We start from the raw sequence: 20,710 nt of genomic DNA, 5'->3' as shown, positions 1-20,710 counted from the left end.
TCAGCGATAAGCTGCCAGCAGACGGCAGAGCAGGTAGGATGTACGCCTATTTTAGGGGTGCCATCGTCAATGAAATTCAAGGACCTTCGGGATTTCGTGCAGCAGCTTGAGCAGCGCGGAGAGTTGAAACGCATCCAGATCCCCGTCTCTCCAGTGCTGGAGATGACTGAAGTCTGTGATCGCACACTGCGGGCCAAAGGCCCGGCGCTGCTGTTCGAGAACCCGACCGGCTATGACATTCCGGTGCTCGGCAACCTGTTCGGCACTCCCGAGCGGGTCGCCATGGGCATGGGTGCCGAGGCGGTCAGCGAGCTGCGCGAGATCGGCAAGTTGCTGGCCTTCCTCAAGGAACCCGAGCCACCGAAAGGGCTGAAAGACGCCTGGTCGAAGCTGCCGATCTTCCGCAAGATCATCGCCATGGCGCCGAAAGTCGTCAAAGACGCGGTGTGCCAGGAAGTGGTCATCGAAGGCGACGATGTCGATCTGGCGATGCTCCCCGTGCAAACCTGCTGGCCCGGCGACGTCGGCCCGCTGATCACCTGGGGCCTGACCGTCACCAAAGGTCCGAACAAGGACCGCCAGAACCTCGGCATCTACCGTCAGCAAGTGATTGGCCGCAACAAGGTCATCATGCGCTGGTTGAGCCACCGTGGCGGCGCGCTGGATTACCGCGAATGGTGCGAGAAGCATCCCGGCCAGCCGTTCCCGGTGTCCGTGGCGTTGGGCGCTGACCCGGCGACCATCCTCGGTGCCGTGACGCCGGTGCCGGACAGCCTCTCCGAATACGCCTTCGCCGGTCTGCTGCGCGGTAACCGCACCGAGCTGGTGAAGTGCCGTGGCAACGACCTGCAAGTCCCTGCCACTGCCGAGATCATCCTCGAAGGCGTGATCCACCCGGGCGAAATGGCCGATGAAGGCCCGTACGGCGATCACACCGGTTATTACAACGAAGTCGACAGCTTCCCGGTGTTCACCGTCGAGCGCATTACCCACCGGATCAAGCCGATCTACCACAGCACCTACACCGGCCGTCCGCCGGATGAACCGGCGATTCTCGGGGTGGCGCTGAACGAAGTGTTCGTGCCGATCCTGCAGAAGCAGTTCCCGGAAATCACCGATTTCTACCTGCCGCCCGAAGGCTGCTCTTATCGCATGGCCATCGTGACCATGAAGAAGTCGTATCCGGGGCACGCCAAGCGGGTAATGCTTGGCGTCTGGTCGTTTTTGCGACAGTTCATGTACACCAAGTTCGTTATCGTCACCGATGACGACATCAACGCGCGGGACTGGAACGACGTGATCTGGGCCATCACCACGCGCATGGACCCCAAGCGCGACACGGTGATGATCGACAACACGCCGATCGACTACCTCGACTTCGCCTCGCCGGTTTCGGGCCTGGGCTCGAAAATGGGCCTGGATGCCACGCATAAATGGCCGGGCGAAACCACTCGCGAGTGGGGCCGGGTGATCGTCAAGGACGACGCCGTGACCCAACGGATCGATGCCATCTGGAATCAGTTAGGAATAGATTGATGCGTGTAACCTTGCAGCCCTCCGGAGCGGTGCTGGATATTCTGCCCGGCGAGCGGATTCTCGATGGTGCGCGGCGCCTGGGCTATGAATGCCCGCAAAGCTGCCGCAACGGCAACTGCCACGTGTGCGCGGCGTTGCTGGTGGAAGGGCGGGTCGAACAAGCCGGCAATGTGCACGACCACGGCGAGTTCTACACTTGCATAGCAGAGCCGCTGGAAGACTGCATCGTGCTGTGGGATGGCGTGCTCGCGCTGGGAGAACTGCCGGTGCGCAGCGTGTCGTGTCAGGTCATTGAATGCAGGGACGTCGGCGGCGATACCTGGCGCGTGCGTTTGCGCGCGCCGGCCGGCAAGCCACCGCGTTATCACGCGGGTCAGTATTTGATGATCGAGCGCGAGAACGGCGAAAAATCCGCGTTCTCGCTGGCCTCGGCTCCCCATGGCGGGCGCGATCTGGAAATTCATGTGCTGGCGCGCGAAAGCAGTGCGCTGAGCCTGATCGAGCAGCTGCAACGCAATCGGATGGTGCGAGTCGAGCTGCCCTTCGGCGATACCCATCTGGCGGAATTGCCGGACGGCCCGTTGGTGCTGATCGCTGCTGGCACAGGCATGGGCCAGATCCACAGCCTGATCGAACACTGCCGCGCCACGGGCTTCAAGCACCCGGTGCACCTGTACTGGGGCGTGCGTCGTCCTGAAGACTTTTACCAGATCGAGCATTGGGATGAATGGCTGAAGCTGCCCAATCTGTTCCTGCACAAGGTCGTCAGTGATCAGTGCGGTTGGCAGGGGCGTTGCGGGATGCTGCACGAGGCGGTGTGTGAGGATTTCCCGGACCTGAAAGCCTTGCATGTCTACGCCAGCGGCTCACCGGCCATGGTCTACGGCACGCTGGATGCGTTGGTGAACGCCGGGATGGATGCTCATCAAATGCGCGCTGATGTGTTTGCGTATGCGCCGCGCTCTTGATCCGCGTCCCTAGAAACGTACCCCGGTAGTCACCATGGCCGCGTTGGCGCCGAGAAAAACCAGCTCGGAGGCCAGCGGGCCATAGTGGGTACCGACGGACGGAATAATCACCGGTGCAACGCCGAAGTGATTCAGCGGAATCTTGTCCTGGTAGTCACCGCGATAGCCCTGCAACAGCCCGCCTGTAACTTTCAAATAAACCGGATAGTCGCTGCTGTCATAGCGCTTGCCGACATAGGCGTAGTTCGAGCGCTGTCGGAACGAGTTTCGGAAAGTTGCCCCGCCAAATAACCAGCCGGAAGCCTGATTGCGTTCGATGCCGATCAAGTCCTGATGATTGTTGTGTTCGGGGTCGGGAGAATAATGCCGGGTATAGACACTGGTCTGTGCATACCAGAAACCCTTGTCCTTTTGGGCGTCATTCTCTGCCAGTGCCTGGCCGGTCTGAATCAACAACAATGCGGCCAAAAGCCGTGGTTTTTTCATCGTGCAGCCTCGGTAAACGGGGTGGCTTGCGCCAGAGGAAGGCCGTTATACGTGGGCGTTCAACGACGGGAAAGGCAGGAAGTCCGACAATTCTGTAGGAAAACTCCTGCTTTTTTTTGAACCAATCCTGAACAAACCGAGGCTTATGCATATTTCATTCGGGTATTTAAGATATTTTGATAATGGTATTAGGCTATATAAAATCAGGTAGCGGCGGCTGATACACCCGATTTAGCGCACTCGAGCCTGTCATTTATCCTTTAGCACTTTTCGTTTTACAGTTACTGCTATATGTTCTATTGAGCGAATTGTGCTTACATCTTGTAATATTTGCGGGGCCGAACACTTCCGTCATGACAGCCATTGAATCTGCTTTTGTGAATCTGGCTTACCCTCCGCGGCTCGATCTGGGGCCGCAGCTGACACACGAACAACTTCTCGTCTCGATGCAATCGACCATGGCGCGCCACAAAGGCGGGCCGGTGTGGCTGTTCGCCTACGGTTCGTTGATCTGGCGTCCGGAGTGTTCGGCAGTGGAACGGGTGCGCGGGCGAGTTCACGGCTACCATCGTGGCCTGTACCTTTGGTCCCACGAGCATCGCGGGACGCCGGAAATGCCCGGGCTGGTGTTCGGTCTGGATCGCGGCGGTTCGTGCAGCGGCTTCGCCTATAGGCTGCCGGAAGAGAGTCTCGACAGTGCGCTGTACGCGCTATGGAAACGCGAGATGCCGTTCCCGTCCTATCGCCCACACTGGCTCAACTGCCGTCTTGAAGACGGAAGCCAGGTTCAGGCATTGGGATTTGTATTGGAGCGGCACCTGCCCAGCTATGCCGGCAACTTGCCGGATCACGTGCTGAGCCAGGTGTTTGAAAACGCTTGCGGGCGCTACGGCACCACTCGCGATTATGTCGAGCAGACCGCCCACGCCCTGCGTAGCCACGCCATGCCAGACCGGAATCTGGAAGCGCGGCTCAAGCGCTGCAAATCAAAATCCGATCAGGCGATCGCTTCGCGGGTCTGACTGGCGACGTTCTTGTGGCCCAGCGTGGGCGCGAGGAACGCCATCGCCAGCAGGCAGGCAACGACCAGCAGAATGAAACCGCCATCCCAACCGAAATAGTCCACGGTGTAACCCATCAGGGCACTGGCCGCGACTGAACCACCCAGATAACCGAACAAACCGGTAAAGCCCGCGGCAGTCCCGGCCGCTTTCTTCGGCACCAGTTCCAGCGCTTGCAAACCGACCAGCATCACCGGGCCGTAGATCAGGAAGCCGATGGCGAACAGCGAGATCATGTCGATCATCGGGTTACCCGGCGGATTCAGCCAGTACACGATGGTCGCGATGGTCACCAACGCCATGAACACCATGCCGGTCAGGCCACGGTTGCCACGGAAGATCTTGTCCGACATCCAGCCGCACAGCAGCGTGCCCGGAATACCCGCCCACTCGTACAGGAAGTAAGCCCACGAGGTCTTGTCGAAATCGAAGTGCTTGACCTCTTTGAGGTAGGTCGGCGCCCAGTCGAGGATGCCGTAGCGCAGCAGGTAGACGAAGACGTTGGCCAGCGCGATGAACCAGAGCATTTTGTTGCGCAGCACGTATTTGACGAAGATGTCCTTGGCGCTGAATTCTTCCTCGTGGCTGGCGTCGTAGCCATCCGGGTAATCATTTTTGTACTTCTCGATCGGCGGCAGGCCGGTCGATTGCGGGGTATCGCGCATCACAATGAAGGCAAACACGGCGACCAGCAGCGCCACGGCGGCGGGTACATAGAACTTGCTGTGCCAGTCGTTGAACCAGCCCATGCCGAGAATCGCCAGCGGGCCGATCAAACCGCCGCCCACGTTATGCGCGGTGTTCCACACCGACACTACCCGACCGCGTTCTTTCTGCGACCACCAGTGCACCATGGTCCGGCCACTTGGCGGCCAGCCCATGCCTTGTGCCCAGCCGTTGATGAACAACAGGATGAACATCATGGTCACGCTGGACGTTGCCCAAGGTGCGAAACCGAACACGAACATGACCCCGGCCGACACCACCAGTCCAAAGGGCAGGAAGTAACGCGGGTTGGAGCGGTCGGACACGATACCCATCAAAAACTTGGACAGGCCGTAGGCAATCGCAATCGCCGACATGGCCACGCCCAGTTGGCCCTTTGTATAGCCTTGGGCAATCAGGTCCGGGAACGCCAGGGTGAAGTTCTTGCGCAGCAGGTAGTAACCCGCATACCCAATGAATATCCCGGCGAAGATCTGCCAGCGAAGGCGTTTGTACGTGTCATCGATTTTTTCGTCAGGCAGTGGAGCCTGATGTGCGGCAGGGCGAAAGAAAGCAAACATTCAAGAGCTCCAGATTTCTTGTTTTGACTGCGGATACGAATGTTACAGTTTCGTTACCGAAAATAGCACCGGTTCGCATTAGCAAAACAGCGGAAATGTGGGCAATCGTGTGTTCCTTTATGAACATGTCGCGCAGGTATAAGTGAAGGGCGGTGTGGGAAACGTCTTTGGCACGCTTTAACGACGCATTTCAGTCCGGGGTAGGACGAGGCTTTGGGAAATGTCCTGCGTTGGAATGGGACGTCGCGGCGTTTTGCAGGAAAGGCATTTAGAATCGTCAGGGAATGCCGGGCGAGTCCGATGCGCAGGTATGTGAGCTTGCTGCCGGAGGATGTTCGGACGTTTTAGTCCCGGCCAATAAAAATGCGGTCTGGACACTCCAGACCGCATTTTCCGGCTCAGCGAACCTGAACCACGACTTTCCCGACCGCCTTGCGCTGGCCGAGATCGTTGATCGCTCGCGCCGCGTTGCTCAGCGGATACACCTGCGACACCAGCGGCTTCAACTTGCCCTCGGCAAACCAGCCAAACAGTTGCTGGAAGTTCGCCGCGTTGTCTTGCGGCTGGCGCTGGGCAAACGAACCCCAGAACACACCAACCACGGCCGCGCCTTTGAGCAGCGCGAGGTTGACCGGGAATTCCGGAATGCGGCCGCTGGCGAAACCGACCACCAGCAGGCGGCCGTTCCAGGCGATGGCGCGCACGGCCTGGTCAAACAGGTCGCCGCCGACCGGGTCGTAGATCACGTCGGCGCCCTGGCCATCGGTCAGGCGCTTGATCTCGTCCTTGAGGCTGGTTTCGCTGTAGTTGATCAGCTCATCGGCGCCGGCCGCCTTGGCCACGGCAAGTTTTTCAGCGCTGCTGGCGGCGGCGATGACACGGGCGCCCATGGCTTTGCCGATTTCCACGGCCGCGAGGCCCACACCGCCGGAAGCGCCCAGCACCAGCAGGGTTTCGCCGGGTTGCAGGTTTGCCCGCTGCTTGAGGGCGTGCATCGACGTGCCGTAGGTCATGCTAAAAGCGGCGGCGGTGTTGAAGTCCATCGAGGGTGGAATCGGCAGCACGTTGTAGCCCGGCACGGCGACCTGTTCGGCAAAGCTGCCCCAGCCGGTCAGGGCCATGACGCGATCACCGACCTTGAGGTGGCTGATCTTTTCGCCCACCGCGCTGACCACGCCGGCCGCTTCACCGCCCGGCGAAAACGGGAAGGGCGGCTTGAACTGGTATTTGCCCTCGATGATCAGCGTGTCCGGGAAATTCACCCCGGCGGCGTGCACGTCCAGCAGGATTTCGTTCTTCTTCGCGACAGGACTGGCGACGTCTTCCAGCACCAGCGATTCGGCAGGGCCGAAGGCTTTGCACAGCACGGCTTTCATCAGGGCTATTCCTTTGGGAGTAATGGCCGATAAGTGTAGGTGTGTGAGTCGATGGGTCAACGAGCATGCCCGACCCTGATAGTCAGCCATAAGCTTGTGCTTGAGCTGCGGGTCGTTATGCTAGGCCGCAAACCGGATAAGGAGCGAATTGTGAAAGCGTGGATCATGTTGTTGCTGGCCCTGTCTCTGCCTGTGGCAGCGATGGCCGAAGAAGCCAAAGAAGGTGAAGCTCCGAAGGTCAATTACATCACCCTGAGCCCACCGTTCGTGGGCAACTACGGGCTGGACGGTACGCCGAAGCTCAAGGTCTACAAGGCTGATGTGGCCTTGCGCGTGACCGGTGATGATGCCACCAAAGCGGTGAAAGCCAACGAACCGTTGATCCGCAATCAACTGGTGGCGTTGTTTGCCCAGCAGACGACCGAGACGATGAGCAATGTTGAAGCCAAGGAAAAGCTGCGCCAGGAAGCTTTGAAGCAGACTCAGCAAGTAATGAACGACGAGACCGGCAAGCCGGTGGTTGAGGATTTGTTGTTCAACAACCTGATCATTCAATAAGTCATTCGCTGTCCGGGCTGGCCTCTTCGTCGGAACGCCGCCCGGAGCAAGCTCGCTCCCTCAGGACGCCAGGCTCTTGCGAAACCGCATCAGCGCTATCGCAAAGAACAGCAGCCCTATGGCGGTCAGCGCGAGCAAGTCCGGCCAAACCACGCTCAACCCGGCGTCGCGAAACAATATGGCGGCGCTCAGGCTGACAAAATGCGTTGATGGCGACCCCTGCATCACCCATTGCAGCCATTGCGGCATGCTGTCCAGCGGAGTACTGCCGCCGGATAACAGCAACATCGGGATAATCACCGGAATGGCCAGCAGTCCGAATTGCGGCGTCGAGCGAGCCAGGGTGGCGAGGAAGATCCCCAGCGCGGTACTGGCGAACAGATAGACCGCCGTCACCAGCAAAAACAGACTCAGGGAGCCGGCCAACGGTACACCAAGTGCGCCCTTGACTATCACCTCCAGCGACAGCCAGGTGCACAGCACCACCACCAGCATGTTGCTCCATATTTTCGCCAGCATGATTTCCAGCGCCGTCAGCGGTAGCACCAACAGATGGTCGAGGGTGCCGTGTTCCCGTTCACGCAGCAGTGCTGTGCCGGTCAGGATGATGGCGAGGATCGTGATGTTGTTGACGATTTGAATCACCGCCAGAAACCAGCCGCCTTCCAGATTGCTGTTGAACAGGGCACGGGTGGTCAGCATTACGGGCGCTTTGCTCGCCACATCGCTTTGGCCACTGTAGGTCAACAACTCGCGCTGGAAAATTCGCCCTATATACCCCGCACCCATGAATGCCTGACTCATGGCGGTGGCGTCGACATTGACTTGCACGGCGGGCTGACGACCGGCCAGCAGGTCTGTCTGAAAGTTCGCCGGTACATTGATGACAAATGTGTACTTGCCACTGTCCATGACCTGGTCCAGTTGTCCGTACGGCAACAAGGCCGGCCGTTGGAATTCCGGGGGTTGCAGCGCTTGCGCCAGTTGTCGCGACACAAGGCTGTGGTCTTCATCCACGATTGCCACGCTGGCGTTATGGACGCCGATCACCGAGCCCGCCGCCGGCATGTAGATCGCCACCGTAAAGGCGTAAAAAAGAAACAGCAGCAGAACACTGTCGTGTCTCAGGCTTGTCAGCTCCTTGAGACCCAGGCGCAGGATGTGCGCAAACTTGTGCATCAGGCCTCCTGCTTTTTCAGCATGACCAGGCTGAGCCCGGTGAACCCGAGGAAGAATCCGCACAGCGCCAGGCATTGCGGCCAAAGCTGGCGTATATCCAGAGCCTTGGTGAAGGTGCCTACCGCGATATCAAGGAAGTGCCCCGCTGGAAACAGCATCCCCATCGTTGCGGCAGCGCCTTCGAGGGAGGAACGAGGCACGATCAGGCCGGAAAACTGGATGGTGGGCAGGCTGGTAATGATCATGGTGCCGAGGATGGCGGCGATCTGGGTTCGGGTGAACGCCGAAATCAACAAGCCCATGCTGGTTGTCGCCAATACATAGAGCAGCCCGCCGAAGGCCAGGGTCAGGAAACTGCCCTTGAACGGCACACCAAACAGCCATCGGTTCATCGCGACCAGCACTGCAAGGTTGATCAGGCTGACGGCCAGATACGGGGCCTGTTTGCCTAACAGGAACTCGAGTCGAGTCAACGGTGTGGCGTAGAAGTTGGTGATCGAACCCAGTTCTTTCTCCCGCACGATACCCAGTGCCGTGAGCATGGCCGGGATGAACGCCAGAATCAGCGCCATGACGCCGGGCCCGATGGCGTTGACGCTGACCACGTCCTGGTTGTAGCGGAAACGGGTTTCCAGCCGGGCGGCAGCTTGCCGGTTCAGCGCCGGGCTGCTCTGTGCGGCCAGTTGTTCGATATTGGCCTGGTGCACCGCCTCGACGTAGTTGCGGCTCGTCTCGGCGCGAAACGGCATACCGCCATCGAGCCAGGCCGCCACGGCAGGTTGGCGCCCGGCGTACAGATCCCGGCCAAAACCGGGAGGTACCTCAAGTGCCAGCTTGATTTCAGAGCGCTGAAGGCGACGATGCAGTTCTTTGGCATCGCTGATGGGCGCCTGCTCTTCGAAGTACCGCGAGCCGCGAAAGGCTTCCAGATACGCGCGACTCTGTGGTGTCTGATCCTGATCGTAGACAGCGAACGCGAGTTTCTCGACGTCCAGGGAAATGCCATAACCGAAGATCACCATCATGAAGATGGCCCCGAGCAGGGCAAACGCCATCCGCACTTTGTCACGCAGCAGTTCCTTGCCCTCACGGCTCGCCACTGCCATCAGACGGCCGAGACTGAAGCGGCGATCGTTCAGGGGCGTGGCCTGCATCACGGGAGCATTTACAGACTCTGCAGGTTTTGAGGGTTCCGAGACGCCTTGGGCTTGTTCGAGGCAGGTGACGAACGCGGCCTCCAGCGTTTCACCTTTGAATTGTTGTTGCAGTGCCGCCGGCGTATCGCACGCCAGTACCTTGCCGGCATGCATCAGCGAGATGCGATCGCAGCGCTGGGCTTCGTTCATGAAATGGGTGGAGAGGAAGATGGTTACACCTTGCTCTCGGGACAACTCGATCAGTAGTCGCCAAAAATCGTCCCGTGCCGCCGGGTCTACCCCGGATGTCGGTTCGTCGAGAATCAAGACTTCCGGACGATGCAGCACCGCTACCGCCAGGGACAGGCGTTGGCGCAAACCCAAAGGCAATGCTGCGGACTGTTGTTCGCACACGCTGCCCAGATTGAAACGCTGGATCAGCTCTTCGATACGTTGCGTGCTTTCGATTTTCGGTAAATCGAACAGCCGCGCATGCAGCTCCAGGTTCTGCCGCACACTGAGTTCGCCATACAGCGAAAAACTCTGGGACATGAACCCGACCCTTTTACGGGTGGCCAGATCCTTGGCATTCACCGGTTTGCCAAGCAGTGTTGCGCTGCCTTCACTGGCCGGTATCAGCCCGGTGAGGACTTTCATTGTGGTGGTTTTGCCGCAGCCGTTGGACCCGAGGAAGCCAAAGATTTCGCCGCGACCAATGGCGAAACTGACCTTGTCTACGGCGGTGAAGTCGCCGAAGCGCAGGGTCAGGTCATGGGCCTCGATGGCGATATCGGTGGGGGTGCCGGTTCCCGGTGGAATCACCAGCGCCTGCTGGTCATGGCTGCCGTCGCCCTGATAATGGGTGAAAGCTTCGTCGAGTTTGCCGCTCGTTGTTACAGCCCGTAATTCCTTGGTTAATCCAGTGGCAATCAGCTTGCCACCGTCAAGCATCAGGCAATGCTCGAACTGCTCGGCTTCCTCCATATAGGCAGTAGCAACCAACAACGTCAGTTGTGGACGCTGGTGCCGCACATCGTCAACCAGCTCCCAGAAACGCCGACGAGACAGCGGGTCGACGCCGGTCGTCGGTTCATCGAGGATCAACAGGTCCGGTTCATGGATGAGCGCACAACACAGGCCCAGCTTTTGTTTCATGCCGCCGGACAGTTTGCCTGCCGGTCGATCGGCGAAGTGCAACAGGTCGGTGGCCAGTAACAGATTGTGCATACGCTGATCGCATTCGGCTTTTGACAGGCCAAACAAGGTGGCGAAAAAGTGAATGTTCTCGCTGATCGACAACTCGGGGTAAAGGTTGCCGCCCAGGCCCTGGGGCATGAAGGCGATACGCGCGTAGAGGGAGTTGCGATGGCGGCGGTCCTGGATCGCCCCGTCGAGTACATTCAGTTGCCCTTGCTGCAGCTTCTTCACGCCGGCGATCAGTCCCAGCAGGCTCGATTTTCCAGCCCCATCGGGACCAATCAACCCGCACCGGGTCCCGGCGGGCAGGCTGAACGTGATGTCACTCAGCGCCTGATGTGTGCCGTAGCGATGATCGATTGCGCAAGCTTGAACCGCCAGGCCGGTCATTGCAGATTAGCCGGCCAGCCAACGGGGGCGGTGCGCACATAACCGGCGCCGGGCATGCCGGGTTTGGCCTGGGGCATGGCCCCGGGATCAGTCAGGCGTAATTTGACCCGAAACACGAGTTTTTGCCGCTCATCGCGGGTTTCGACTTCTTTAGGGGTGAACTGCGACTTGGCCGCGACAAAGCTGACCTTCGCCGGCAGTGGGCGGTCGGGCAGGGCGTCGAGCAAAATCCGCGCCTCATCGCCCACCGCCAGGCGTCCGGTCACGGAGGTCGGCAGGTAGAGGTTCATGTATTGATCGTTCGGGTCGATCAGCACCAATACGCGTCCGCCGGCACCCAGCACTTCGCCGGGTTCGGCCATGCGCAACTGGATCACCCCGTCGATCGGGGCGCGCAAACTGCTGTCGTCGATTTCACTGTTCAACTGCGCGACTTGCGCCTGCGCAGCGCCAATGGCCGCACCGACCGCAGACACTTGTGCGCGGGCCGCCGCAACGGCGGCATTGCCAGTGCCAATACGCGCCTGCTGCTGATCGATGATCTGACCGCTCACGAAACCGTGTTTGAACAGCGCTTCGGAACGACTGAGTTCCTGTTGCGCGAGCAGTTGCTCACTCAGGCGTAATTGCACGTTGGCTTGCGCGGCGGTGAGGTTCTCCCGGGCGCGCAATACTTCGGCTTCGGCCTGGTTGCGTTGGGCTTCAAGGGTACGGGTGTCCATGCGGGCCAGCAGTTGGCCTTTGCTGACCTTGTCACCTTCATCGACGAGTACTTCGGCCAGTCGCCCGGGGGTTTTACTGGCGATCTGTACTTCGGTGGCTTCGAGGCGGCCATTGCCGACGTACAAGCCTTCGGGCAAGCGGTCATGCATCGACTTCCAGTAGCCAAAGCCCCCGGCACCCAGCAGCAGTATCACTAAAGCACTGGCAAACAATATTGAAGAGCGACTGTGCGTAGACATGCGGGCATCCTGCGGCTGTTGCGTCCTAGTCTGGTTGATCGAACGCCGGGGCGAGTTGATACCAGTCAACTGAGGGGCAAGCCTAACCCTATTGAGCGCAGAAAAGAGGATGACCGGGTGGTTCTGCCTGTTTAACGTAAATCGAGTACCGCCGCCCATTGCTCAGCCGTCACCGGCATCACCGACAATCTCGACCCCTTTTGCACCAGTGGCATCTCGGCCAACGCCGTCTGCTGCTTCAAATAATCCAGCTTCAACACCCTGGCAAACGTCTCGACATGCTCGACATCAATCGCACTCCAGGCGTTTTTCTCAGGCGTGGCCTTGGGATCGTAGTAATGACTCTCCGGCTCCAGCGCTGTCGGGTCCGGATACGCCGCTTCGACAATTTTTCCGATTCCGGCAATTCCCGGCTCCGGGCAGCTGGAGTGATAGAAGAAAAACGCGTCACCGACCGCCATGGCGCGCAAAAAATTACGCGCCTGATAGTTGCGAACCCCGTCCCAGCGCGCTCGGCCCAGCTTCTCCAGACCTTTGATCGAGAGTTCGTCGGGCTCGGATTTCATCAGCCAATAGGCCATGGATTTTGCTCCTTGCGAGGTGTGTGGACAGGTTGTCGGGCAATTTTATGACAAACCGACAGTCGGTTGACGCCAGCGTTTGCGTGTCAGTTCACGTTGTCGCAAAATGCCGGCCTTCTAAGCTTGACGCTGCTGCACGGCCTACACCCGAAACGGAACCGCTGCTGTCATCGTGTTGATGTGCCTTTGGGGGGCAATCGATGAAACGCAAACCGGATTTACTATGGATTTTGGTTATCTTGTTCGGCCTCGGCGTCGTAACCACCGGTTATGCCCAAAGCCTGTGGAATAACAAGACCGACGCGCCGATCGAAATCGCGCAGCAGCAACAGCAGCCATCGGCGTTCAAGCGCTAAACCGGTCTTTTGGACGCCGCTGATCGCAGTGGCGTCTAGCCTGCGAAATACCACGCCTTGTCTGTCACCGTTCCTTGCAACGGCACATCCCAACTCGCCTGAGCCAATCGTTCGACTTTCTGACATTCATGGGCCAGCCCCAGCAGCGTCGGCTTGCGCCAGGTTTTGCGGCGCGCCAGGTACGCGAGGCTTCGATCGTAGAAGCCGCCGCCCATGCCCAGGCGCCCGCCGACATCGTCAAAACCCACCAGCGGCAACAGAATCAGATCCAGCGCCCAGACTTTGCGTTGTCGGGCGAGGTTGTGCCGGGGTTCGAGAATTCGAAAGCGGTTGGGTTTGAGTTTTTCGCCGGGGCGAATGCGCTGGAACACCATTTTGGTGCGCGGCCAGGCACTGAGCACTGGCAGATACGTCGCCTTGCCTCGACGTTGGGCGGCACGCAGCAGAGCGCGCGGGTCGATTTCACCGTCGGTCGGCAGGTACAGGGAGATGTGTCTGGCGCGTCGAAACAACGGCTGTTGAGCCAATTGCTTGTACAGCCCGCGAGCAGCCTGGCGCTGTTGACTGGGCGTCAGTGCGCGGCGGGCCTTGCGCAGCATGCGTCGAAGTTGCGGGCGGGGCAGCAGCGCAGGTTCGGTCATGGATTCAGGCTTCGACAGGACGAATACGTAAAGCGTACCCGTAAAAAAGCCGATGCCGGCAATTAAACCGGCATCGGACTGGAATCAGGCTCCCCGGATGAACCGCTGCTGACTTAGCCCTTGAACCCGAAAGTTCAAGGTGGAAGATGCAGTAGGCTTTAAGGCTTTCCGTCTAGCGGACATGCACACCAGCCCAACGTGCAGCCTCCAGGGTAGTGCGAATCGGCTCAGGGACGTGGTCAACTGGCAAGCACCCCAGGGAGTGATGCGAGTATACCCCAAGCGGTTTCGTGTTTCAGCCCTTGGTGACGTCCGGATCGGTCGCGAGCACCAGATCGACGCGGTCCAGCAGGTCGCGAACCTGTTCGCGAGTCGAGCCGCTGGCCTGTACATCCGGGCGTTCTTCCTTGTGCAGCAGGTCGTGCGTGATGTTCAACGCGGCCATGACGGCAATGCGGTCGGCGCCGATGACTTTGCCGCTGCTGCGGATTTCGCGCATCTTGCCGTCCAGGTAGCGGGCGGCGCTCACCAGGTTGCTGCGCTCTTCCTGGGGGCAGATGATCGAATATTCTTTGTCGAGGATCTGCACGGTAACGCTATTGCTTGAACTCATGAGTCTTGCTCCAGGGCCTTGAGGCGCGAAATCATCGATTCAACCTTACGCCGAGCGATTTCGTTTTTTTCAATGAGGTGCGCGCGTTCCTCGCGCCAGGTTTTTTCCTGAGCTAGTAAGAGTCCGTTTTGACTCTTAAGTTGCTCGACCCGATTAATTAGCAGTTCGAGTCTGGCCATCAGCGCTTGCAGGTCGGTGTCTTCCATTGTGTCCACTGAATGTGTGCTTGATGGGGGTAGCTGGCGGACAGCCTTTAATAGTCTTGGCGAGTCTGTCGATGTAGGATACAAGGCCTTCATTCTAGACATAGCGCCGTCTGGCGCCTAGCTGCCCATGACCATTCAGAATTCCCCGTACCAAGCCTTCGCCACACTGCTGACCTCCAGCGGTCATAACGTCTCGCCTGCCGAACTGCATGGCCTGTTGCTCGGCCGCAGTTGCGCCGGAGCCGGCTTCGATAACGAAGGCTGGCTGATCGACGCCGCCGAGTTGCTCGAAGGCGACATTCAGGACAACGTCCGCAACGCCTTGATCGGCTTGCAGGCGATGGTCAAGGGCGAGCTGACCGGCGACGACGTGACCGTTGTTCTGCTGCTGCCGACCGATGACGCGCCTCTGGTTGACCGCGCCGCCGCACTGGGCCAATGGTGCCAGGGCTTCCTCAGCGGTTTCGGCTTGAACTGCCGGGACAGCAGCACGCTCAGCACTGAAGCCACCGAAGTACTGCAGGATCTGGCGGCGATTTCCCAGGTGCAAGATGCCCTGGAAGAGTCCGAAGACGGCGAAACCGATTACATGGAAGTCATGGAATACCTGCGCGTCGCGCCGCTGCTGCTGTTCTCCGAAACCAAAAAAGCGGACGTGCCGCCAGCCGCCAAACCGTCGTTGCATTAATCGCGTGCCAGGAAAAGCCATCTGCCCATGATTCATATCCCGAAATCGGAATACAGCCGTCGCCGCAAGGCCTTGATGGCGCAGATGGAACCCAACAGCATCGCGATCCTGCCCGCCGCCGCCGTTGCCATCCGCAACCGCGACGTCGAGCACGTCTATCGCCAGGACAGCGATTTCCAGTACCTGAGCGGCTTTCCCGAGCCTCAAGCGGTCCTCGTGTTGATGCCGGGGCGTGCCCATGGCGAATACATCCTGTTCTGCCGTGAGCGCAACGCCGAGCGAGAGTTGTGGGACGGTTTACGCGCCGGCCAGGAAGGCGCGATCCGCGACTTTGGCGCCGACGACGCTTTCCCCATTACCGACATCGACGACATCCTGCCGGGCCTGATCGAAGGGCGTGACCGGGTGTATTCGGCCATGGGCAGCAACCCCGAATTCGACCGGCACCTGATGGACTGGATCAACGTGATCCGCTCTAAAGCGCACCTCGGTGCCCAGCCGCCGAACGAATTTGTTGCGCTGGATCATCTGCTTCACGACATGCGCCTGTATAAATCGGCGGCAGAAGTGAAGGTAATGCGCGAAGCCGCACGGATTTCCGCCCAGGCGCACATCCGCGCGATGCAGGCCAGCCGCGTGGGGCTGCACGAGTTCAGCCTTGAAGCCGAACTTGACTACGAGTTCCGCAAGGGCGGCGCGAAGATGCCGGCCTACGGTTCAATCGTCGCCGCCGGGCGCAACAGCTGCATCCTGCATTACCAGCAGAATGACGCGGTGCTCAAGGACGGTGACCTGGTGCTGATCGACGCCGGTTGCGAGATCGACTGCTACGCCAGCGACATCACCCGCACCTGGCCGGTCAACGGCAAGTATTCACCTGAACAGAAAGCGATCTACGAGTTGGTGCTGGCGTCGCAAGAAGCCGCCTTCGCCGAAATCGCCCCGAACAAACACTGGAATCAGGCGCACGAAGCCACGGTCCGGGTGATTACCACCGGGCTGGTGAAGCTCGGCCTGTTGCAGGGTGACGTCGACGAACTGATCGCCAGCGAAGCCTACAAAGCGTTTTACATGCACCGCGCCGGCCACTGGCTGGGGATGGATGTGCATGACGTCGGCGAATACAAGGTCGGCGGCGAATGGCGTGTGCTAGAGGTCGGCATGGCGCTGACGGTGGAGCCGGGGATCTACATTTCCCCGGACAACCAGAACGTGGCGAAGAAATGGCGCGGCATCGGCGTGCGCATCGAGGACGACGTGGTGGTGACCAAGACTGGTTGTGAAATATTGACCAAAGGCGTGCCGAAAACGGTCGCCGACATCGAGGCCCTGATGGCGCAAGCGCGGACACAAGCAGCATGAGCCGGGTCAATCTGGCAATCATCGGTGGCGGCCTGGTCGGCGCCAGTCTCGCGCTGGCGTTGCAAGCCGGGGCTAAAGCGCGCGGCTGGAAGATCGTCCTGATCGAGCCCTTCGCTCCGGGCGATACCTATCAGCCGAGCTACGACGCCCGCTCTTCGGCACTGTCCTATGGCGCCAAACAGATTTACCAACGGTTGGGCGTTTGGCAGGAGATCTCCCGCCGCGCCGAGCCGATCAAGCAGATTCATGTCTCCGACCGTGGACGTTTTTCCACCGCACGTTTATCGGCGATGGAAGAAGGCGTTCCGGCACTGGGTTACGTGGTGGAAAACGCCTGGCTCGGCCAATGCCTCTGGCAAGGTCTGGACAAGGACGTGGTCACCTGGCGTTGCCCGGCGGAAGTCACGCGCATGGAGCCGCTGACCGATGGCTACCGCCTGACCCTCAATGACGAAACCACCCTGGAATGCGACCTCGCGGTGCTCGCTGATGGCGGCCGTTCGGGCCTGCGCGAGCAACTGGGGATCGGCATCAAGACGCGTCCGTACAACCAGAGCGCGCTGATCGCCAACATCACCCCGAGCGAAGCGCACAACGGCATGGCGTTCGAGCGATTCACCGACGACGGCCCGATGGCGCTGTTGCCGCTGCCGGAAAACCGCTGCGCGTTGGTCTGGACCCGTCTGGGCATGGACGCACAGCGGCTGGCCGCTCTGGATGAAAAGAGCTTCCTCAGCGAATTGCAGGGTGTGTTCGGTTATCGCCTCGGCACGTTGAAACAGGTCGGCGCGCGGCATCTGTACCCGCTGACGCTGATCGAAGCCGAAGAGCAGGTGCGTCCGCATCTGGCGATCCTCGGCAACGCGGCTCACAGCTTGCACCCGATTGCCGGCCAGGGTTTCAACCTGTCGCTGCGTGATGCCCAAGCCTTGGCGGAGGCCTTGTTGGCCAGCGAGAGCGGGCCGGGCGACTTTGCCACTTTGCAGGCTTACCGTGAGCGCCAGCGTCTGGATCAAAACCTGACCGTGGGCTTCTCCGATCAGGTCACCCGCTTGTTCGGCAGCACCCAGCCGCTGGTGTCGCTGGGTCGTAATCTCGGCTTGCTCGGTCTCGATCTGCTGCCGCCGGCCAAGCGCTGGTTCGCCCGACAGGCCATGGGTCTGGGTACGCGTCCTGATGCTTAACTGGCTGTCGAAGACGTTCGGCAAAGCGCGGTTGATGCGCTGGTTCATGTCCTTTTACCCGCCGTACGTTGGCGCCGGGGTTCGGGTGCGGCACATCAGCGATGACTTTCGCGACATCACGGTGTCCATGGGCCTGAGCTGGTACAACCGCAATTACGTGGGCACCCAGTTTGGTGGCAGTCTGTATTCGATGGTCGACCCGTTCTACATGTTGATGCTGATGGAGAACCTCGGGCACCGTTACATCGTCTGGGACAAAGCCGCCGACATCGATTTCATTTCCCCGGGCAAAGGCCCGGTGTTCGCCAGATTCCGCATCGACGAGACCTTGCTCGACGACATCCGTCGGCAAACGGCCGATGGCGAAAAATACCTGCCGCAATTGCAGGTCGATATTCACGACGGCGCCGGCACCTTGGTGGCGCGGGTCGAAAAAACCCTTTACGTGCGGCTCAAGCCGCAAGCGAGACAGGCTTAAGCATGGACATGCGCGCAGATCTGCTGATTGTCGGGGCCGGAATGGTCGGTAGCGCCTTGGCGCTGGCGTTGCAGGACAGCGGGCTGGAAGTCCTGTTGCTGGACGGCAGCCCCCTGAGCGTCAAACCCTTCGATGGCCAGGCACCGTTCGAGCCGCGGGTGAGCGCCTTGTCGGCGGCCAGCCAGCGGATTCTCGAGCGCCTGGGCGTGTGGGACGGCATTGCCAAGCGACGTAGCAGCCCTTACACCGACATGCACGTCTGGGACGGCAGCGGCACCGGGCAGATCCATTTCTCGGCTACCAGCGTACATGCCGACGTGCTTGGGCACATCGTCGAGAACCGTGTGGTTCAGGACGCCTTGCTCGACCGTTTGCACGACTGCGACCTCGGGATGCTGGCCAATGCGCGCCTGGAACAGATGCGCCGCTCGGGCGATGACTGGCTGCTCACTCTGGCCGACGGCCGCACCTTGCGTGCACCGTTGGTGATTGCGGCGGACGGCGCCAACTCGGCCGTTCGGAGGCTGACCGGCATGGCGACGCGCGAGTGGGACTATATGCACCACGCGATTGTCACCAGCGTGCGCAGCTCCAAAGCGCATCAAATGACCGCCTGGCAGCGTTTCACCGATAACGGTCCGCTGGCGTTTTTGCCGCTGGAGCGTGATGGGCAGCAGGATTGGTGTTCGATCGTCTGGTCGACCACGCCGAGTGAAGCCGAACGCCTGATGGCGCTGGACGACGATGGCTTCTGCCGCGAGCTGGAGCGCGCCTTTGAAGGGCGACTCGGCAGCGTGCTCAGCGCCGATTCGCGTTTGTGTGTGCCGCTGCGTCAGCGTCACGCCAAGCGTTATGTGGCCGAAGGCCTGGCATTGATCGGCGACGCGGCGCACACCATTCACCCACTGGCGGGGCAGGGCGTGAACCTTGGTTTCCTGGATGCTGCCGTGTTGGCCGAAGTGCTGCTGCAAGCGTTCGAGCGGGGTGAACGCTTGGCGGATGTCAAAGTGCTGAGCCGCTACGAGCGCCGGCGCATGCCGCACAACCTGGCGCTGATGGCGGCGATGGAGGGGTTTGAGCGGTTGTTCCAGGCTGATCCGCTGCCGGTGCGCTGGTTGCGCAATGCCGGGTTGAAGATGGTTGAGCAGATGCCCGAGGCCAAGGCGTTGTTTGTGCGTGAGGCGCTTGGACTCACCGGGGATTTGCCTGCATTGGCCAAGGCATAAGTTATTGGGTGTGGCTTATGGCCTCATCGCGAGCAAGCTTGCTCCCACATGGATTTTCGGTGTTCACAAAACCCATGTGGGAGCGAGCTTGCTCGCGATGGGGCCGGAACATTCACCGCAAAACTCTGGTGATGCAACATCTGGTAACTCCTCCGCGAACTGATCGATTGAGATGCTAAATGTGAGTCCTTATCATTTGCCCTCACTTTTTCAATCGAGAGATCGCTCCCCATGTTGCCGAAGCGTCTACTGACCGCACTCGCCCTGTCCCTGATTGGCAGCACCGCCGCCCAGGCCGCTGATGAGGTGGTGGTTTACTCCTCGCGTATCGACGAGCTGATCAAACCGGTCTTCGACGCCTACACCGCCAAGACCGGGGTGAAGGTGAAGTTCATCACCGACAAGGAAGCGCCGCTGATGCAGCGCATCAAGGCCGAGGGCGAGAACGCCACCGCCGACCTGCTGTTGACGGTCGATGCCGGCAACCTCTGGCAGGCCGAGCAAATGGGCATCCTGCAGCCATTCACCTCCAAAGTGATCGACACCAACATTCCGCTGCAATACCGTGCCGCCTCCCATGCCTGGACCGGCCTGAGCCTGCGGGCGCGGACTATCGCTTACTCCACTGATCGCGTGAAGCCGGGCGAGCTGACCACCTACGAAGCACTGGCCGACAAGAACTGGGAGGGTCGCCTGTGCCTGCGCACGGCGAAGAAGGTCTACAACCAGTCCCTGACCGCCACGATGATCGAAGTCCACGGCGCCGAAAAAACCGAGAAGATCCTCAAGGGCTGGGTGAGCAACCTGTCCACCGACGTGTTCTCGGATGACGTTGCGGTGCTGGAAGCGATCAATGCGGGCCAGTGTGATGTCGGTATCGTCAACACCTACTACTATGGTCGCCTGCACAAGCAGAAGCCCGATTTGGGCGTGAAGCTCTTCTGGCCGAACCAGGCTGACCGCGGGGTACACGTCAACCTGTCGGGTATTGGCCTGACCAAACACGCACCGCACCCGGAAGCGGCCAAGGCACTGGTGGAGTGGATGACCACTCCTGAGGCGCAAAAGATTTTCGCTGACGTGAACCAGGAATTCCCGGCCAATCCGGCGGTGGCACCTTCGGAAGAAGTGGCGGCGTGGGGCAAGTTCGTGGCCGATACCCTGCCGGTGGAAGTGGCCGGCAAGCGTCAGGCCGAAGCGATACGCATGATGGATCGCGCTGGCTGGAACTGAGACTGTT

General features: G+C 60.1%; 21 protein-coding genes and 1 other RNA gene. 11 read left to right on the top strand and 11 right to left on the bottom strand.

What is annotated here, in order from left to right; all coding sequences use genetic code 11:
- The first annotated feature begins 69 nt into the window (after positions 1 to 69).
- Positions 70 to 1,536: a 4-hydroxy-3-polyprenylbenzoate decarboxylase gene (gene ubiD / locus BK660_RS20515; RefSeq protein ID WP_007942423.1), complete on the top strand. Its 1,467-nt coding sequence runs from the start codon at positions 70 to 72 to the stop codon at positions 1,534 to 1,536.
- Positions 1,536 to 2,504 carry a CDP-6-deoxy-delta-3,4-glucoseen reductase gene (locus BK660_RS20510; protein WP_123434836.1) on the top strand — a complete coding sequence of 323 codons (969 nt, stop codon included), beginning with the start codon at positions 1,536 to 1,538 and terminating at the stop codon, positions 2,502 to 2,504. The genes ubiD and BK660_RS20510 overlap by 1 nt, the downstream gene beginning before the upstream one ends.
- Before the next feature lie 9 nt (positions 2,505 to 2,513).
- Here BK660_RS20510 and BK660_RS20505 read toward each other — a convergent pair whose 3' ends face one another.
- The gene (locus tag BK660_RS20505) at positions 2,514 to 2,990 is read right to left on the bottom strand and encodes a sn-glycerol-3-phosphate transporter (RefSeq protein ID WP_123434835.1); all 477 of its coding nucleotides are present in this window, start codon (positions 2,988 to 2,990) and stop codon (positions 2,514 to 2,516) included.
- A 353-nt stretch (positions 2,991 to 3,343) separates the two neighbouring features.
- On the opposite strand from BK660_RS20505, the gene BK660_RS20500 reads away from it, so the two are divergent.
- Complete coding sequence (locus tag BK660_RS20500; RefSeq protein ID WP_123434834.1) at positions 3,344 to 4,012, top strand: gamma-glutamylcyclotransferase; 669 nt, start codon at positions 3,344 to 3,346, stop codon at positions 4,010 to 4,012.
- On the opposite strand, the gene glpT is transcribed toward BK660_RS20500, so the two are convergent.
- Positions 3,988 to 5,337, bottom strand: coding sequence for a glycerol-3-phosphate transporter (gene glpT, locus BK660_RS20495; protein ID WP_123434833.1), 1,350 nt, complete (start codon positions 5,335 to 5,337; stop codon positions 3,988 to 3,990). The genes BK660_RS20500 and glpT overlap by 25 nt on opposite strands.
- A gap of 398 nt (positions 5,338 to 5,735) precedes the next feature.
- Complete coding sequence (locus tag BK660_RS20490; protein WP_123434832.1) at positions 5,736 to 6,713, bottom strand: NADPH:quinone oxidoreductase family protein; 978 nt, start codon at positions 6,711 to 6,713, stop codon at positions 5,736 to 5,738.
- 150 nt (positions 6,714 to 6,863) lie between these two features.
- Here BK660_RS20490 and BK660_RS20485 point away from each other — a divergent pair, with 150 nt between their 5' ends.
- Complete coding sequence (locus tag BK660_RS20485) at positions 6,864 to 7,271, top strand: flagellar basal body-associated protein FliL (protein WP_123434831.1); 408 nt, start codon at positions 6,864 to 6,866, stop codon at positions 7,269 to 7,271.
- Positions 7,272 to 7,331: 60 nt separating this feature from the next.
- On the opposite strand, the gene BK660_RS20480 is transcribed toward BK660_RS20485, so the two are convergent.
- From BK660_RS20480 to BK660_RS20465, 4 genes are all read right to left on the bottom strand, one after another.
- Positions 7,332 to 8,450, bottom strand: a complete 1,119-nt coding sequence (locus BK660_RS20480) for an ABC transporter permease (protein ID WP_123434830.1) — start codon at positions 8,448 to 8,450, stop codon at positions 7,332 to 7,334.
- The gene (rbbA, locus tag BK660_RS20475) at positions 8,450 to 11,173 is read right to left on the bottom strand and encodes a ribosome-associated ATPase/putative transporter RbbA (RefSeq protein ID WP_123434829.1); all 2,724 of its coding nucleotides are present in this window, start codon (positions 11,171 to 11,173) and stop codon (positions 8,450 to 8,452) included. Before rbbA ends, BK660_RS20480 begins: the two co-directional genes overlap by 1 nt.
- A complete protein-coding gene (locus BK660_RS20470; RefSeq protein WP_123434828.1) occupies positions 11,170 to 12,135 on the bottom strand; it encodes an HlyD family secretion protein in 966 nt (321 codons plus the stop codon). The genes rbbA and BK660_RS20470 overlap by 4 nt, the downstream gene beginning before the upstream one ends.
- A gap of 131 nt (positions 12,136 to 12,266) precedes the next feature.
- A complete protein-coding gene (locus tag BK660_RS20465) occupies positions 12,267 to 12,716 on the bottom strand; it encodes an EVE domain-containing protein (RefSeq protein WP_123434827.1) in 450 nt (149 codons plus the stop codon).
- A 200-nt stretch (positions 12,717 to 12,916) separates the two neighbouring features.
- Between BK660_RS20465 and BK660_RS32655 the strand changes: the two genes are divergently transcribed.
- On the top strand, positions 12,917 to 13,072 hold the full coding sequence (locus BK660_RS32655) for a hypothetical protein (protein WP_172825923.1): 156 nt from the start codon (positions 12,917 to 12,919) through the stop codon (positions 13,070 to 13,072).
- Positions 13,073 to 13,107: 35 nt separating this feature from the next.
- On the opposite strand, the gene BK660_RS20460 is transcribed toward BK660_RS32655, so the two are convergent.
- The 4 genes from BK660_RS20460 to BK660_RS20445 form a co-directional block, all read right to left on the bottom strand.
- On the bottom strand, positions 13,108 to 13,713 hold the full coding sequence (locus BK660_RS20460; RefSeq protein ID WP_123434826.1) for a 5-formyltetrahydrofolate cyclo-ligase: 606 nt from the start codon (positions 13,711 to 13,713) through the stop codon (positions 13,108 to 13,110).
- Positions 13,714 to 13,799: 86 nt separating this feature from the next.
- Positions 13,800 to 13,978: non-coding RNA, 6S RNA (gene ssrS / locus BK660_RS20455), on the bottom strand.
- A 30-nt stretch (positions 13,979 to 14,008) separates the two neighbouring features.
- Positions 14,009 to 14,326: a cell division protein ZapA gene (locus BK660_RS20450; protein WP_007942435.1), complete on the bottom strand. Its 318-nt coding sequence runs from the start codon at positions 14,324 to 14,326 to the stop codon at positions 14,009 to 14,011.
- Positions 14,323 to 14,532: a TIGR02449 family protein gene (locus BK660_RS20445; RefSeq protein ID WP_003213954.1), complete on the bottom strand. Its 210-nt coding sequence runs from the start codon at positions 14,530 to 14,532 to the stop codon at positions 14,323 to 14,325. The genes BK660_RS20450 and BK660_RS20445 overlap by 4 nt, the downstream gene beginning before the upstream one ends.
- 127 nt (positions 14,533 to 14,659) lie before the next feature.
- On the opposite strand from BK660_RS20445, the gene BK660_RS20440 reads away from it, so the two are divergent.
- The 6 genes from BK660_RS20440 (at position 14,660) to BK660_RS20415 (ending at position 20,703) form a co-directional block, all read left to right on the top strand.
- Positions 14,660 to 15,220, top strand: a complete 561-nt coding sequence (locus BK660_RS20440; protein ID WP_123434825.1) for a YecA/YgfB family protein — start codon at positions 14,660 to 14,662, stop codon at positions 15,218 to 15,220.
- Between the two features lie 27 nt (positions 15,221 to 15,247).
- A complete protein-coding gene (gene pepP / locus BK660_RS20435; protein ID WP_027926458.1) occupies positions 15,248 to 16,582 on the top strand; it encodes a Xaa-Pro aminopeptidase in 1,335 nt (444 codons plus the stop codon).
- Positions 16,579 to 17,766 (top strand): 2-octaprenyl-6-methoxyphenyl hydroxylase, encoded by a 1,188-nt coding sequence (ubiH, locus tag BK660_RS20430; RefSeq protein WP_123434824.1) that lies wholly within the window; start codon positions 16,579 to 16,581, stop codon positions 17,764 to 17,766. The genes pepP and ubiH overlap by 4 nt, the downstream gene beginning before the upstream one ends.
- Positions 17,759 to 18,244: a DUF4442 domain-containing protein gene (locus BK660_RS20425; protein WP_123434823.1), complete on the top strand. Its 486-nt coding sequence runs from the start codon at positions 17,759 to 17,761 to the stop codon at positions 18,242 to 18,244. Before ubiH ends, BK660_RS20425 begins: the two co-directional genes overlap by 8 nt.
- Before the next feature lie 8 nt (positions 18,245 to 18,252).
- Positions 18,253 to 19,470, top strand: coding sequence for a 2-octaprenyl-3-methyl-6-methoxy-1,4-benzoquinol hydroxylase (locus tag BK660_RS20420; protein ID WP_185045162.1), 1,218 nt, complete (start codon positions 18,253 to 18,255; stop codon positions 19,468 to 19,470).
- A gap of 231 nt (positions 19,471 to 19,701) precedes the next feature.
- The gene (locus BK660_RS20415; protein ID WP_123434821.1) at positions 19,702 to 20,703 is read left to right on the top strand and encodes an extracellular solute-binding protein; all 1,002 of its coding nucleotides are present in this window, start codon (positions 19,702 to 19,704) and stop codon (positions 20,701 to 20,703) included.
- Positions 20,704 to 20,710: the final 7 nt, after the last annotated feature.

This window comes from Pseudomonas brassicacearum, from assembly GCF_003732265.1.
GTDB lineage: Bacteria > Pseudomonadota > Gammaproteobacteria > Pseudomonadales > Pseudomonadaceae > Aquipseudomonas > Aquipseudomonas brassicacearum_D.
Note: the sequence above shows the minus strand (reverse complement) of the source record. Positions and strands in the feature narration are given on the sequence as shown.